Raw genomic sequence first — 12859 nt, 5'->3', positions numbered from 1 at the left:
ATGGTGTCGAAACGGCAACCATCGGGCCAACAATCGCCAAGTTGTACAGACAACAGGCCATTTGATGGGGGCCAACTGGACAACTCTGGCGGCCGCGGGCGACAGCAGGGTGACAGCAGAAAGGGCGATCGATCCGACGCACAACGTCGGATCGATCGCCCTGAAGGCTCAGCCGGTCAGGCCATCGACGACCCGGCGCCGAGCACGGGGGCGAGTGCCCCACCGCGCAACCGGTCCACCAGCGGTGCGGCCCGCCCGGCGGCGAGCGCCAGCGGGATCCCGACCAGCAGACCGACCAGCGCGCCGACCACCACGTCGTGCGGGTAGTGCACGCCGATCCAGACCCGGGAGGCCGCCATCAGCGCCGCGGCGACCATCGCGATCCACCCGATCCGGCGGAAGGCGAACACCAGTGCCGCGGCTGCCGCGAAGGCGATCACCGAGTGGTTGCTGGGGAACGACCAGTCACCGGGAGCCGGGCAGGTCTCCACGGTCACCGTGGTCGGCAGCTGCTGGCAGGGCCGCACCTCGGTGACCAGGCTCTTCAGCACCGAGTTCGCGACGTACGCGACCACCACGATCAGCGGCGAGGCGAGCACCCTGGCCATCACGGTCGAGTCGGCGCCGCGGGCCTGCCACCAGCCCCAGATCATCAGCAGCGCGAAGAGGCCGAGGCCGAAGTCGGACCAGGTCTTGATGAGCTGGTCCAGCCAGTGCGGCGCCTGGTTCGCCCAGCCCGTGATGGTGGTGTACAGGCCGCCGTCGATGCTGCTGCCGTCGTACGCGAGGAGTTCGTTGACCATCAGGCGCCACCGCCGCGACGCGCGTCATCGGAGTCGGAGCCGACACCGCTGCGGGTGCGCGGATCGTCCTCGGTGCCGGAACCGGAGGCGCCGGCGGCACGGGCGGCCTTGCGGGCGCGGAACAATTCGAGAGCAATCGGAATCACGGAGACAACTACTACCAGACCGATGATCGGTAGCAGATATTTGTCAATATTGGGCACCGAGGAGCCGAGCGCGTACCCGGCCAGCACCACGCCGATCGACCAGATCGTGCCGCCGACCACCTGCCAGAGGGTGAAGGTCCGCACCGGCACCGCCAGCGCGCCGGCCAGCGGGTTGAGCACGGTGCGCACCACCGGGATGAACCGGGCGAGCACGATCGCCTTGCCGTGGCCGTACTTCGTCAGCAGTTCCTCGGCCCGATCGGCGCCCTGCAGCAGGCTCTTGCGCTTCGTCCGGCGCAGCAGCGCGCTCCCGCCGCGCTGACCGATCAGATAACCGACCTGGGCGCCGGCCAACGCGCCGACCAGCGCCGCCAGCAGCACCTGCCAGAGCACCAGGTGCGGGCCACTGTGCGTACCGGAGACGCAGAGCAGGCCCGCGGTGAAGAGCAGCGAGTCGCCGGGCAGGAAGAAGCCGACCAGCAAGCCGGTCTCGGCGAAGAGCACCACGGCGATCCCGAGCGCGCCGAACGCGGCGAGCAGCGAGGAGGCGTCGAGCACGTTCACCGCGAGCGCGTGCTGCGCCAGGGCTGCGGGCTGCGCCAGCAAGCCGGCCAGGGAGGAGGCAGATGTCAAGGTTGGCGGACCTCTCATACTTATGGCGGCGGCCCCTGCGGAACACGCCCCAACCGTCTACAGTGACGTAGACGGTCTACATGACTGTAGACGATGACTGGAGGACCACGCGACATGCCGGAGCTGCCCGCCGCGCGCCGCCCCTCGGGGGAGCTCGAAGCCCAGGTACTGGCCACCCTCTGGGCCGCCGACCGGCCGCTCACCCCGCAGGACGTCCAGCTGGCGCTGGGCGGCGAGCTGGCCCGCACCACGATCGCGACGATCCTGGCCCGGCTGCACGACAAGGGCACGGTCGGCCGCACCCGGGCCGGCCGGGCGTACGCGTACACGCCGACCGTCCAGGATCCGGCCGGTCTGGCCGCCCGCCGGATGCGCACCGAGCTGGACCGCGAGCAGGACCGTTCCACCGTGCTGGCCCGGTTCGTCTCGGACCTCTCGGACGACGACGAGCGCCTGCTGCGCGAGCTGCTCGGCGACGGCAGTGGCGCCGGTGACGGCATGCCGGGGGCCGCTACGTGATCCTCTCCGTCTGGGCCCCGTTCCTGATCCCGCTGGTCGCCGCCCCCGCCGCCCGGCGGCTGGCCGACGCGCTGCCGCCACGGGCGGCCGCCTGGACGCTCGGCGTGAGCTGCGTGCTGCTGGCCGGCGCCAGCACCGCCTCGCTCGGCGTGCTGGTGCTGGCCGGCCTGCTGCGGATCCCGGCGATCGCCGCGCTCGCCCACCTCTCGCTGCCCTGGCTGAGCCACGGCGCCGCGCCGACCATCGTGGTGTTCGCCACGCTGGCGGCGATCGCCCTGCTCGCGGTCGGCGGACTGACCCTGCGCACGGCGTACCGGCAGTACGACGACCTGCGCCGGGCCCGCGCCGCCCTGGGTGACCCCGCCACCGCCGAGGGCGATGCCGACGCCGCGCAGCGCCCGCTGCTGCCCCGGCTGCGCGAGCTCGCCCGGATCCGCCGCCTGCGGGACCTGCACGCCTGGCTCGCCCCGGACGGCCACCCGCTCGCGGTGCTGGACGACGACCGTGCCGACGCGTTCGCGCTGCCCGGCCGGCCGGGCCGGATCGTGGTCACCAGCGGCATGCTGCGCGCGCTGCCGGCGCCCGAACGGGCCGCACTGCTCGCGCACGAGCGGGCGCATCTGACCGCCCGGCACCATCTCTTCCTGGCCGCCGGCGAGTACGCGGCCGTGCTGCACCCGGCGCTGCGCCTGCTGCGCGCGCCGCTCGGCTTCCACCTGGAGCGGTGGGCCGACGAGGTCGCCGCGCACTCGGTCGGCGACCGCGCGGTGACCGCCCGCGCGGTCGGGCGCGCCGCGCTCGCCGCCGCCCGCACCCCGGGCCGGAGCCGCCGCCCCTCGCTCGCCCCCGCCGCCGTGGCCGGACCGGTCCCGCGCCGGGTCGCCGCGCTGCTCGCCGCCGACCTCGCCGGGCCCGGGCCCACGACCGCGGCGGGCCCTGCGGGCGCCCCCGGCGACGGCAGCGCCGCCACCGCTCGCCACGCCGGCACCACGGGAAGCATCCGCACCAGCAGCACCAGCCGCCGCCCGCAGCACGCTCCCGGCCGACGCCGCCGGACGATCGCCGCGTTCGCGCTGGCGGCCTGCCTCGCGGTCAGCACCGCCGCTACCGTGGATGCCACCACCGACCTGCACCACGCGGTCGAGCGGGCGCAGGCCGACGCCGGCCACCAGCACTGACCGATCAGCACCGGCCAAGTCAGACTGGCCACAGCACCACTGCCGATCAGCACTGACCGCTCCGGACGAACCTCGGGGGACCCGTGACCGTCACCGTGCTCGGCGAGAACGTCGCCGACGCCTTCACCGCGGCCGGACCGCCCGGGGAACTCGCGCTGCGCGTGCACCCGGGCGGTGGCCCGGCCAACACCGCGACCGCGCTGGCCCGGCTCGGCACCCCGACCCGGTTCCTGGGCAGGTTCGCCACCGACCCGTTCGGCCGGCTCTTCCGCGAGCGGCTGGCCGCCTCCGGCGTGGACCTGGCCGACTGCGTGGCCGCCGCCGAGCCGAGCACGCTGGCGATCGCCGAGCTGGCCCCCGACGGACAGGCCGCCTACTCGTTCCACGCCGAAGGAACCGCCGATTTCCAATGGCAGCCCGCCGAGCTCGCCGGCCTCGACCTCACCGGCACCCAGGCCGTGCACACCGGCTCGCTCGCCCTGGTGCGCGCCCCCGGCGGAACGGCGGTGGAGGAGTTCCTCGCCCGCGCCGGAGCGCACGCCACCGTCTCGATCGACCCGAACCTGCGGCCGCTGCTGGTCGCGCCCGAGCGTTATCGCGAGCGGTTCGCGCGCTGGTGCGCCCTCGCGGACATCCTGCGCCTCTCCGCCGACGACCTCGCGCTGCTCAAGCCGGGCGAATCCGCCGAGGCCGCGTGCGACGAGTGGCACGAACTCGGCGTCCCACTGGTCGTGCTGACCCTCGGCGAGCACGGCGCGCTCGCCTCGCTGAACGGCGAGCGGGTCACCGTCGAAGCCGTTCGTACTCGTGTCATCGACACGGTCGGCGCCGGCGACGCGTTCACCGCCGGACTGCTCCACCGGTTCGCCGGCGCGGCCGCGCTCGGCGGCCGGCTGACCGGGCTGACCCTCGACCAGGTCGCCGAGGCCTGCCGGTTCGCAGCTCGGGTGGCAGCGCTGACCTGCGCCGTTCCCGGTGCGAACCCGCCCTGGGCAGCGCAGTTGACGCAGCCGCTGCCGACCGGCTGAGGCCGTCCCGAGCACCACCGGGACGCCACCGGGACGCCACCCGAGCGCCGCCGGCCCGCCCGCGAGAGCCATGGACGAGCCGGCGACAAGCCCCCGACGCGCCCTCAGCAAGCCCCCGACGCGCCCCCGCCCAGCCGCCGCGGACTCACCGAAGAGTCGTCCGGGAGTCACCGAAGAAAAGTCAGTTCCTGTCAGGAAGGCGTCAACCCCCGCTGCTCGTGCGAGGATCGCTCGACCGAGCGGCCCGCCACACCCGTACGCTGTGGACGACAGGGCCGCCATGCCCTGCCCCGGCCGACCGGGACCAAAGACGCGGCGAGGGGAGCCACCATGCGGGAGACCGCACACCTGGGCCGGACCGAGGCGGTCGCCGTCCAGGGCCCGGCCGAGCTGGCCAGAACCCACGAGCAGGTCCTCACCGGACAGGTCCCGCGCCAGGCGCCGCGACCCGAGATCGGCGACTCCTGGGAGCGGCTGCGCCGGATCGGCCTGGACCCCGAACGCGGCCGCGACCCCGAGCACATGAGCACCGCCGAGGTCGAACACCGCCGCCGCGCCAGCGGCCTGGACGCGGTGATGCCCACGCTGCGCAGCACGCTGCTCGACCCGGTCGCCGACCTGCCGCTGATCCTCGCGGTCGCCGACTCGCAGGGCGCGCTGCTCTGGCACGAGGGGCCGCGCCAGCTGCGCCGCAGCGGCGACATGATCGGCTTCATGACCGGCGGCTTCTGGGGCGAGGAGGCGGTCGGCACCAACGGCATCGGCACGGTCGCCCGCACCGGGCGCCCGCTGCGGGTGCAGGCCGCCGAGCACTACGTGCGCAATCAGCACGCCTGGACCTGCGTCGGCGCCCCGGTCCGCGACCCGCGCACCGGCCGGGTGGCCGGCGTGGTGGACCTGAGCGGCCCGGCCCGCGGCGTCCACCCGCAGCTGCTCGCGCTCGCGGTCACCGCCGCGCGGCTGGCCGAAACCGAACTGCGGGCCGCCCAGCTGGAGTCGCTGCACCGGCTGCGCACGGTGGCCGCACCGCTGCTCGCCCAGTCGCTGGGCCCCGCGCTGGTGGTCGACCGGGACGGCTGGACGGCCGCCACCGCCGGTCTGCCGCCGGTCAGCCGGCTGCGACTGCCCGCCGACGGCTGGGGCTCGACCTCGGTGCACTGGCTGCCCTCGCTCGGCGAGTGCGTGGTCGAGCCGATCGCGGACGGCTGGCTGGTCCGCCCGCTCTCCGGCTCGCCGCAGGCCGTCTCCGAGCAGTCCGCCGGGGCCCGGCTGGTGCTCGACCTGAGCCGTGGCGACCACCCCGAGCTCTCGGTGCGCGGCGGGGCCGGCAGCTGGTCGCACGCGCTGAGCCCGCGGCACGCCGAGCTGCTCCTGCTGCTGGCGACCCATCAGGCCGGCCGGACGGCGGCCGAGCTGGCCGAGGGCCTGTTCGGCGACCCGACCCGGACCGTCACCGTGCGGGCCGAGCTGTCCCGGCTGCGCCGCTACCTGGGCGGGCTGCTGGAGCACCGGCCCTACCGGTTCGCGGAGAGCGTGCAGGTCGAGGTGGTCCGCCCGGCCGATCCGTACCAGCTGCTGGCCGCCTCCTCCGCGCCCGGGATCCGGCGGCTGCGCGCGCTGCTGGACAGCGACTCGGTGCTGCTGCCGGGCTGCAGGGTCGCGGGCCCGCCGCCCGCCCCGCCGCAGGCCGTCCCGTCCAGACCACAGCCCGCGCCCGAACCGCCCGCCCGCCGCTCCGGACGGCGCCGGGCCCGGTCGGCCGATGCCTCACCGGACGCCCAGCCGTCCGCCGCCCTGCCCACGGGTGCCCAGCACGCGGACACCAAGCCGCCACAGACAGCGGCGCAGCAGTCCGCTCAGTAGTCCGCTCAGTAGTCGCCGAACAGGAACTCCGAAAGCTGCTCGTCGGTCGGCGCGCAGTCCGGTTCGGTGCCCTCGGGCACCTCGGTGTAGGTGCGATCCAGCCACTCCTGGACGCGGGACGCCGAGGCCTCCAGCAGCGCGCTGCCGTACGGCGACTCCAGCGCCAGGTGCAGCGTCGCGCCGTGGCAGGGGCAGTGCGCGGGCCAGAGCCGGACGTCCCCGTGGCCAGTGAGGCCGCGCAGGCCGTCCCGGAGCAGCTCACGGGAGAAGACCCAGTCGACCTCGTCGGGCCGGCCCAGGTGGAAGGTGACCAGTACCTCGTACGGTCGGTCGGGCTCGTAGCGGAACCGGGTCGGGACGGTGCCGACCTTGTCCCGGCCGAGGGCGATGCGCAGGGTCAGCACGTCCTCCACCGGGACCGCATGGCGCAGCGGGAGCTGCGGCCCGGTGCCGGGCATGGTCGGCAGGGCCGGGTGCGGGGCGTGCGGGGCGCCGGTGCGGGCGGCCGCTCCGGTACGGGCAGACAGTGGATCGCGCGGCATGGCTGATTCTCCGGTGCGAGACGGGACCGTGCCAGCCTGCTCCGCCGCTGCCGGGGGCCGCAAAGGTTGCAGAGGGTTGCACATGCCGGGCAACCATGCGGCCGGGCCCAGGCCACCGGCCCGATCACCGGCCCGCTCGCCCGTTCGCCGGCCCGCTCGCCCGATCGATCGCCCGATCGGGCACCCTTCGGCTCGACACCGGGTTCGACGTCCGATCGTCCGACGGTACGTCAACTTCGTTTCCCAGGTGACCCGTCCGCGTTATTGATCCGTAGTCTCCTCGTTGTCCTACCGGTTGCCGGGCGTACGATACGGGCGGTCACGCAGCGGCGTCGCGCTGGTACTCTCATGCCCGACTGACCCGACTGATCAGTCGTGGCACAGGGAAGGGGGGCCGGTGGCACATCGGGAGGAGACGCTTCCGCACGGCCGGCACAGCCGGCCCAAGCCGCTCGGCGGCCATCTGCGGCTACCCGCGATCAAGGTCTCCGGCGCCGCCATGGCGATGTCCACCGTGGTCGGCATCAGCATCGCCACCACCTGGCTGGTCAGCGCGCAGCAACGGGTCGGCAGCGGCGTGCGGATGTCCACCGTCGGTGCCACGCCGCCCGAGCCGACCGACCCCACGCCGACGCCGGACACCGCACCGCTCTCGGACCGCGCCGCAGCCGCGCCGAGCGGGGCCAGCGGGGCGAGCGCCGTGCCGCAGCACTCCGCCCCGGCCACCCCGCCGGCGTCCGCGCCCGGCGCCGTCGCGGACGCCACCGAGCCCGCGGCCGGACCGTCCGGGTCGGCGGGCGCCGCAGGTGCCGCAGGTGCCGCAGGTGCGCTCCCCGGGAGCGTGCGGGTCTTCGGCCCGGTCGCTCCCACGGCCACGCCGGGCACCCCGGGCACGCCGTCCGACGCGCCGTCCGGGACCGCCGCGCAGCCCGTCCCGTCCCCGTCTCCGTCGGCGACTGACGTCGCCCCGGCGCCCGGCGCGTCCGCCACGCCCCCCGCGCAACCCACCCAGCCCGGTAGCAGGCCGACATCGCCCCGGGTCCCGACCACCGGCACGGCGGCGGCCGGCACGGCGGCGAACGGCACGGCCGGCGCGACGAGCACCGGGGTGAGCAGCCGACCCGGCACGCCCAGGCCCACCGCCTCGCCGCACACGGCCTCACCGACCCCGCCCCCGAACCAGACCCCGACCCCGACGGCCGGCAGCGCTTCGGCGGCCGGGCGCGAGCCCGAACTGCTCAGCGGCCAGGGCACGCTGACCGGCCAGGCCGGGATCGGCCGCCGGCACACCGTGACCCTCACCGTCACCGAACCGCTGGCCGCCGTCGAGGTCGAGCTGCGGTTCGCCCGCACCGACCGCCCGGTCGGCGCGATGGCCTGGAGCACGCTGCCCGGCGCCCGGGTCACGCTCCAGCAGGACGACGCGGCGGTGGTGTACCGGTTCGCCCCGCAGCCCGGCGAGGACGTCCCGGTCGGCACGTACACGTTCACCGTGCAGGACACCCGGCCCGGCGCGACCGGCCGGCCGGCGGCCGACTCCGACGCCGAATCCGGCTGGACCGCCTCCGGCTTCGCGCTGCGCCACCCGCACGCGGTCGCGGCCCGCGGCTCGTTCGGCGCCCCCGCGCCGGTCAAGCCCTCGGCCCCGGTCAAGTCCTCGGCCCCGGCCAGGTCCTCGGCCCCGGCCAGGTCCGCCGGCGCAGCCACCCCCGCCGCCACGTCTGCGCCCGCACCCGCACCGTCGCCGTCGCCCGCCCCCGTCCTGCCGTCCCCCGCGGCCCACCAGATCACCGGCGAGCCGACCCCGCAGCTAAACTGACGCGTCATCGGATCGCTCCTTGGTTACGCTGGCCCGTACGCCGTACGCCCGCACCCACGTACCGAGGAGGACCTGGTGACCACGGCCCTGCCCCAGGGCGGCAACGCCCCGCTCCCCGCCACCCGGGTGAGCGTGGAGGTGACAGCCCGTCAACGCCTGGACGTGTCCGGCCTGCTGCTCACCCCGGCCGGCAAGGTCCGCACCGACGCCGACCTGGTCTTCTTCAACGCACCGAACGGCCCGGGCGTCACGCACCGCCCGGCCGGCGGCAGCCGACCGGACGCGATCACAGTGGACACCTGGGCGGTGCCGAACGACGTCGCCAAGGTGCTGGTGGTGGCCAGCCTGGACGACGAGACGGCCACCTTCGCCGGTACCGAGCCGACCGCGACCGTGCGCGACGCCGACACCGGCCGGGTGCTGGCCAGCTTCACCCCGCCGCGGCTCTCCCAGGAGACCGCGCTGATCGTGGTCGAGATCTACCGGCGCGGCGCCGAGTGGAAGGTCCGCGCGGTCGGCCAGGGCTACGCGAACGGCCTGGCCGGGATCGCCGGCGACTTCGGCGTCTCGGTGGACGACCCGGGCCGGACCGCGGCCGCCGCTCCCCCGATGCCCGGCTACGCCCCGATGCCCGACTACGCCCCGACCACGCCGGCGTCCTCGTCCGCAGCGCCCACCCCGCCCGGCCCGGCCACCCCGGCCACCCAAGCCGCCCCGCCGGTGCCACCCCGACCGGTCGCCCCGCCGGCCGGCGCGACCCCGCCCGGCGGCCTGGTCACCCTCGACAAGGGCCGGGTCAGCCTGGTCAAGGGCGGCTCGGTCTCGCTGATCAAGAACGGCCGCCCCGCGCTCAGCTCGGTCCGGATGGCGCTCGGCTGGGAACCGGCCGCCCGGCGCACCCGCAGCATCGACCTGGACGCCTCCTGTATCGCCTTCGACGCCCGGCGCGAACGCCTGGAGACCGCCTGGTTCATGAAGCTGAACGTCTTCAACGGCGCGATCCAGCACACCGGTGACAACCTCACCGGCCAGGGCAGCGGCGACGACGAGGCGATCGACGTCCACCTGGACGGCCTGCCGGCCGAGGTCTGCGGCCTGGTCTTCGTGGTGAACTCCTTCTCCGGCCAGCGCTTCACCGAGGTGAAGGACGCCTACTGCCGGCTGCTGGACGCGACCACCGGCGAGGAGCTGGTCCGGTTCGACCTGACCCATGCCGAGCCGCACACCGGCGTCGTGATGTGCAAGCTGGTCCGCCACTACAGCGGCGAGTGGGTGATGACGGCACTCGGCGAGTACGTGGACGCGAAGACGGCCCGCGGCATGATCAAGCCGTCCGCGGCACTGCTCTGAGCTGGCCCGTTCCCGGTTCGGGCGCTCGGCCAACTAGACTCCGCCACGACATGAGCCAGGAAATCGCGATCAGCACCCACCAGGTCCTCGACGAGGCCGGCCGCCGCCGGACCTTCGCCGTCATCAGCCACCCCGACGCCGGTAAGTCCACGCTCACCGAGGCGCTGGCCCTGCATGCCCGGGCGATCAACTCGGCCGGCGCGGTGCACGGCAAGGGCGGTCGCCGTGGCGTCACCAGCGACTGGATGGAGCTGGAGCGCGAGCGCGGCATCTCGGTGACCTCGGCGGCGCTCCAGTTCGGCTACCGCGACCACGTGATGAACCTGGTCGACACCCCCGGTCACGCCGACTTCTCCGAGGACACCTACCGGGTGCTCTCCGCCGTGGACTGCGCGATCATGCTGGTCGACTCCGCCAAGGGCCTGGAGGAGCAGACCCGCAAGCTGTTCGCGGTCTGCCGGCACCGCGGCGTCCCGGTGATCACCTTCATCAACAAGTGGGACCGCCGCGGCCGCGAGGCACTCGCACTGCTGGACGACATCGAGAACCACCTCGGCATCACGCCCGTCCCCGCCGTCTGGCCGGTCGGCGTGGCGGGCAACCTGCGCGGTCTGGTGCAGGCCTCGGACCCCGAGACGATGCTGCGCTACACGAAGGTGCCGGCCGGTACGCACATCGCGCTGGAGGAGCGGCTGAGCTCCGCCGAGGCCGCCGAGCAGGAGGGCGAGCTCTGGGAGAACGCCCAGCTGGAGCTGGAGCTGGTGCTCTCCTCCGGCCCCGGCTACGACCAGGAAGCGTTCGAGGCGGGCAAGATCAGCCCGGTCTTCTTCGGCGCCGCGCTGACCAACATCGGCGTCAAGCTGCTGCTGGACGCGGTGGTGGACCTGGCCCCGGCGCCGGCCGAGCGCCCGCTGGCCAAGGGCGGCAGCCGCGAGGTCGGCGAGAGCTTCTCCGGCCTGGTCTTCAAGATCCAGGCGAACATGGACCCGGCGCACCGCGACCGGATCGCCTTCGTCCGGGTCTGCTCGGGCGTCTTCGAGCGCGGCATGAACGTCACCCGGGCGGCGACCGGACGGTCCTTCGCGACCAAGTACGCGTCCACCGTCTTCGGTGCCGAGCGCACCGTCGTGGACACCGCCTACCCCGGCGACGTGGTCGGCCTGATCAACGCGAGCGCGCTGCGGGTCGGCGACACGCTCTTCACGGGCAAGAAGTGCGAGTTCCCGCCGCTGCCCGCGTTCGCCCCGGAGTACTTCGCGGTCGCCCGCCCGAAGGACATCAGCCGCTCCAAGCAGTTCCGCCGCGGTGTGGAGCAGCTGGACGAGGAGGGCGTGGTCCAGGTGCTGGTCTCGGACCGGCGCGGTGACCAGGCCCCGGTGATGGCGGCGGTCGGCCCGATGCAGTTCGACGTCGTGCTGCACCGGATGGAGCACGAGTTCTCCTCGCCGATCACGCTGGACCGGCTCTCGTACCAGCTGGCCCGGGTGACCGACACGGACGGCGCCGCCGAGCTCGCCAAGGCCCGCCTGACCGACTCCGAGGTGCTCACCCGCCGCTCGGACGGCAAGCTGCTGGCGCTCTTCGCGGACAAGTGGCACCTGAGCGCGTTCCAGCGCGCGAAGCCGGACATCCTGCTCGAACCGCTGATCGCGACCGCAGACTGATCCGACGGTCTGACGGTCTGACCGACCGCACGGCTGAGCCGGCTGCCCACCAGGGCGGCCGGCTCAGCCGTTCTCACAGCTGCCCGACCACCGTCCCGGGCCCGGCCTCGCCCGCCGCCGCAGCCGGCCCGCCCGTCGGCTCTCCCATCGCTTCTCCCACCGCTTCTCCCACCGCTTCTACCATCGGCTCGGCCGGTGCGGACGCCAGCACGCCCACCGGGCCGGATCCCGCCACTATCAGCGACTCGGACTCCGAGCCGGCCAGCCCGTCCGCCAGCGGGGAGCGGGACAACCCGACGCAGCCGGCCGCGACCAGCGCGAGCGCCGCCAGCTCCGGCACCAGCCACCAGCCGGTGCGCAGGCTCTCGGCGAAGAGTGTGACGCCGTAGCAGGTGCTGATCAGCGCGTCCCCGATGGTGAGCATCGGCTGCGAGGCCACCAGCGAGCCCGCCTGCAAGGCGTTCTGCAGCACGAAGAGCGAGCCGGCCCCGACCGCCGCCGTCGCGTAGAGCTGCCAGCAGGTGAAGAGCGCCACGGCGCCGTGGTCGAGCCGGGCCATCGCGTCCTTCATCAGCGCCGCCGTCAGCGCGTAGCCGCACGCGGTCGCCAGCCCGAGTGCGGCGGCCCGGGCGTTACCCCGCAGCCGCACGCCCAGCACGAGCAGCAGCGCCAGGAAGAGGCCGCTCGCGACCAGCGCCGGCAGCCAGGTGCCCGGCGTGACGGCGCCGCGGCCGCCACGCGGCTCGGCCGCCGTCAGGAACAGCGCCAGGCCGGCCACCACCGCGGCCACCGAGCCCCAGACCTCGCGCGGCAGCGAGCGGTGGATGAGCAGGCCGCCGAGCAGCAGCGTGAACGGCAGCTCGATGACGAAGATCGGCTGCACGATCGCGATCGCGCCGGTGGCCAGCGCGACCGCCTGGCAGACTCCGGCGACCACGGTCATGCCGATTCCGGCCAGCCAGATGCCACGCCGGAGCAGGTCGCGCAACAGGCTCAGCTTCAGCGCGTCCTGCTCCGGTGCCTGCGCGGCGGCACGGCGCTGCAGCACGGACGCGGTGCCGTTGCTGACGGCGGTCAGGACTGCGAACAGGACGGAGATCATTCATCCATCATCGACCGCCCCGGGCCCAGGTGCCGCCGAATTTCGCTTCCCCGCCAGTACCCGGTCAGGTCGGACGACTCCGAACTGCCTCGAACGGCATGTCCTGGGCGGGGAGTTGCTGCTGTGAGCCGTGGGCTTCGGCCGCGCGCCCCCCAAGGCCCGCCCGGCACCTGGGGGTGGGTGGCCGGCTGGGCACACCCGGTCAACCCCTC

At 74.5% G+C, this 12859-nt stretch carries 10 protein-coding genes and 1 pseudogene; 7 read left to right on the top strand and 4 right to left on the bottom strand.

Features of this window, described 5'->3' with window-relative positions:
* Window positions 1–176: 176 nt before the first annotated feature.
* Both AC060L_RS20590 and AC060L_RS20585 read right to left on the bottom strand, forming a co-directional pair.
* Window positions 177–803, bottom strand: coding sequence for a phosphatase PAP2 family protein (locus AC060L_RS20590; RefSeq protein ID WP_483800282.1), 627 nt, complete (start codon window positions 801–803; stop codon window positions 177–179).
* Window positions 803–1600 carry a DedA family protein gene (locus AC060L_RS20585; protein ID WP_483800281.1) on the bottom strand — a complete coding sequence of 266 codons (798 nt, stop codon included), beginning with the start codon at window positions 1598–1600 and terminating at the stop codon, window positions 803–805. Before AC060L_RS20585 ends, AC060L_RS20590 begins: the two co-directional genes overlap by 1 nt.
* Before the next feature lie 96 nt (window positions 1601–1696).
* Between AC060L_RS20585 and AC060L_RS20580 the strand changes: the two genes are divergently transcribed.
* The 4 genes from AC060L_RS20580 (at window position 1697) to AC060L_RS20565 (ending at window position 6170) form a co-directional block, all read left to right on the top strand.
* On the top strand, window positions 1697–2101 hold the full coding sequence (locus AC060L_RS20580) for a BlaI/MecI/CopY family transcriptional regulator (RefSeq protein ID WP_483800280.1): 405 nt from the start codon (window positions 1697–1699) through the stop codon (window positions 2099–2101).
* Window positions 2098–3279: a M56 family metallopeptidase gene (locus AC060L_RS20575; RefSeq protein WP_483800279.1), complete on the top strand. Its 1182-nt coding sequence runs from the start codon at window positions 2098–2100 to the stop codon at window positions 3277–3279. The genes AC060L_RS20580 and AC060L_RS20575 overlap by 4 nt, the downstream gene beginning before the upstream one ends.
* 83 nt (window positions 3280–3362) lie before the next feature.
* Window positions 3363–4307, top strand: coding sequence for a carbohydrate kinase family protein (locus AC060L_RS20570; RefSeq protein WP_483800278.1), 945 nt, complete (start codon window positions 3363–3365; stop codon window positions 4305–4307).
* Window positions 4308–4637: 330 nt separating this feature from the next.
* Window positions 4638–6170: a helix-turn-helix domain-containing protein gene (locus AC060L_RS20565; protein WP_483800277.1), complete on the top strand. Its 1533-nt coding sequence runs from the start codon at window positions 4638–4640 to the stop codon at window positions 6168–6170.
* 5 nt (window positions 6171–6175) lie between these two features.
* On the opposite strand, the gene AC060L_RS20560 is transcribed toward AC060L_RS20565, so the two are convergent.
* Window positions 6176–6712 (bottom strand): SsgA family sporulation/cell division regulator, encoded by a 537-nt coding sequence (locus AC060L_RS20560; RefSeq protein ID WP_483800276.1) that lies wholly within the window; start codon window positions 6710–6712, stop codon window positions 6176–6178.
* Between the two features lie 397 nt (window positions 6713–7109).
* On the opposite strand from AC060L_RS20560, the gene AC060L_RS20555 reads away from it, so the two are divergent.
* The 3 genes from AC060L_RS20555 (at window position 7110) to AC060L_RS20545 (ending at window position 11545) form a co-directional block, all read left to right on the top strand.
* The gene (locus tag AC060L_RS20555) at window positions 7110–8531 is read left to right on the top strand and encodes a hypothetical protein (RefSeq protein WP_483800275.1); all 1422 of its coding nucleotides are present in this window, start codon (window positions 7110–7112) and stop codon (window positions 8529–8531) included.
* A 75-nt stretch (window positions 8532–8606) separates the two neighbouring features.
* Window positions 8607–9881, top strand: coding sequence for a TerD family protein (locus AC060L_RS20550; RefSeq protein WP_483800274.1), 1275 nt, complete (start codon window positions 8607–8609; stop codon window positions 9879–9881).
* A gap of 50 nt (window positions 9882–9931) precedes the next feature.
* Window positions 9932–11545, top strand: coding sequence for a peptide chain release factor 3 (locus AC060L_RS20545; RefSeq protein ID WP_483800273.1), 1614 nt, complete (start codon window positions 9932–9934; stop codon window positions 11543–11545).
* Between the two features lie 265 nt (window positions 11546–11810).
* Here the strand turns inward: AC060L_RS20545 and AC060L_RS20540 are convergent.
* Window positions 11811–12647 (bottom strand): annotated as a pseudogene (locus AC060L_RS20540) (DMT family transporter); the annotation flags it as partial.
* Window positions 12648–12859 lie beyond the last annotated feature (212 nt).

It is taken from the genome of Kitasatospora sp. NEAU-69 (assembly GCF_057158765.1).
The sequence above is the reverse complement of the archived record's forward strand: the minus strand, read 5'-3'. Positions and strand labels throughout refer to the sequence as shown.

Excerpts from the sequence above, each read along its gene's own strand:
- AC060L_RS20585 (WP_483800281.1), bottom strand. The coding sequence starts at position 1,600 with ATGAGAGGTCCGCCAACCTTGACATCTGCCTCCTCCCTGGCCGGCTTG.
- AC060L_RS20580 (WP_483800280.1), top strand. The coding sequence starts at position 1,697 with ATGCCGGAGCTGCCCGCCGCGCGCCGCCCCTCGGGGGAGCTCGAAGCC.
- AC060L_RS20590 (WP_483800282.1), bottom strand. The coding sequence starts at position 803 with ATGGTCAACGAACTCCTCGCGTACGACGGCAGCAGCATCGACGGCGGC.
- AC060L_RS20545 (WP_483800273.1), top strand. The coding sequence starts at position 9,932 with ATGAGCCAGGAAATCGCGATCAGCACCCACCAGGTCCTCGACGAGGCC.
- AC060L_RS20565 (WP_483800277.1), top strand. The coding sequence starts at position 4,638 with ATGCGGGAGACCGCACACCTGGGCCGGACCGAGGCGGTCGCCGTCCAG.
- AC060L_RS20560 (WP_483800276.1), bottom strand. The coding sequence starts at position 6,712 with ATGCCGCGCGATCCACTGTCTGCCCGTACCGGAGCGGCCGCCCGCACC.